This is a genomic window from Candidatus Protofrankia californiensis, from assembly GCF_900634765.1.
Lineage (GTDB): Bacteria > Actinomycetota > Actinomycetes > Frankiales > Frankiaceae > Protofrankia > Protofrankia californiensis.
The window spans coordinates 2,000-3,548 of the sequence record NZ_CAAAFT010000163.1; the positions used below are offsets into that span (position 1 = coordinate 2,000).

General features: G+C 69.8%; 2 protein-coding genes. Both read left to right on the forward strand.

What is annotated here, in order from left to right; all coding sequences use genetic code 11:
- Window positions 1-215 (forward strand): preprotein translocase subunit SecG (secG, locus tag DD1DGNOD_RS09300; RefSeq protein ID WP_131769916.1); only part of this gene is annotated, 215 nt, incomplete at its 5' end.
- Window positions 216-235: 20 nt separating this feature from the next.
- Window positions 236-1,549: ABC transporter substrate-binding protein (locus DD1DGNOD_RS09305; protein WP_241255599.1), on the forward strand; the 1,314-nt coding region annotated here is incomplete at its 3' end.

Below are 1,549 nucleotides of genomic sequence, written 5' to 3' on the forward strand. Positions count from 1 at the left end.
CGGTTGTCCTGATCATCACGAGTGTGCTTCTGATGCTGCTCGTCCTGTTGCACCGGGCCAAGGGAGGCGGGCTGTCCACACTGTTCGGCGGCGGCGTCTCGTCCTCGCTCGGGGGCTCTTCGGTGGTGGAGAAAAACCTCGACCGACTGACGATCACCATCGGGCTGATCTGGCTCACCTGCATCATCGGCCTTGGCCTCCTTCTTAAGGGGTGAGCAGCCGCGGACACACCCGGATATCGGCCTCGCTCATCTGCCTGGTTGTTCTTGTCGCGGTCGCTGCCTGCGCTGGTGGGAGGCCGACACCCGTACCGGTGACCTCGATCACCCCCACGGTCACCACCGACCCGACGGACAAGCCAGGCGGCACCCTGCGCCTGCTCACCACGGCGATGCCCAGTGGCGACCCAGGCTGGGCGGCGGACGCCGGTTCGCGGATGCTGCTGCGGCTGGTCTCGCGCCAGCTCTACTCCTACCGGGCCAGCCCCGACCCGGTCTTCACCGCCGCACCCCAACCGGACCTGGCCGTCGGGCCACCGGCGGTCAGCGAGGACGGGAAGGTCTACACCGTCACTCTGCGTCCGTCCGCACGGTGGGACACCCCGGGGGTCAGGCGGGTCACCGCGACCGACGTCGCTCGCGGCATCAAGCGGTTGTGCACACCGCCGAACCCCTCACCCATGCGCGGTTACTTCTCCGCGACGGTGACGGGTTTCGCCGCCTACTGCGACGAGCTGGCGAAGACTCCGGTCGAGGGGGTGCGTGACTTCATCGAACGTCGCAACATCTACGGTGTCCAGGTCGTCGGCGACGACTCCATCGAGTTCCACCTGCTCGCCCCGGCCGGGGACTTCACCGACGTGCTGGCCACACCGGCGGCTTCACCGGTGCCGCTGGAGGCTCTCGCCTACGCCCCGGATTCGCCCGACTACCTCGAGCACCTGATCTCCGACGGGCCATACCATTTCGGGGACACGGTGAGCGACGAAACCTTCCGGCTGTCGCGCAATCCGGCGTGGATCGCCTCGTCCGACGGCATCCGTCCGGCACTTGCCGATCATGTTACGGTGCGCACCGGCGTCGACGCGACCGCGGCCCAGACCGAGATCGACGCCGGCCGGGCCGACATGGCCCTCGACAGCACCGTCCCCGCCGCCGACGTGGCGGCGCTGGACGCCCGGGTGGACGGCAGGCTGTCCACGGACGGCCCCGGTTCCACCGTGTTGCTCACCGTTGGTCTGCACGGCCCTGCGTCCGCAGTGCTGCGCAGCAGCGCCGTCCGGCAGGCGCTGACGTACTGCGTGGATCGTGCCAGCGCAGCCGCGGCGTTGGGCGGGCCCACCGTGGCCACCACCACCGCACAGCTGCTGCAGGCTCCCATGGCCGGTTTCCAGCCGCGGGATCCGTTCCCGACACTGGGATCGACCGGGGATCCGGCGCGCTGCCGGGAGGGGACGCTGAACGCCTTCGGTGGTCCCCTGACCACCGTGGTCCTGCTCACCACGGATTCCGCCGCGGACGCCGCTGTGGCGTCGGCACTGCGGGACGCC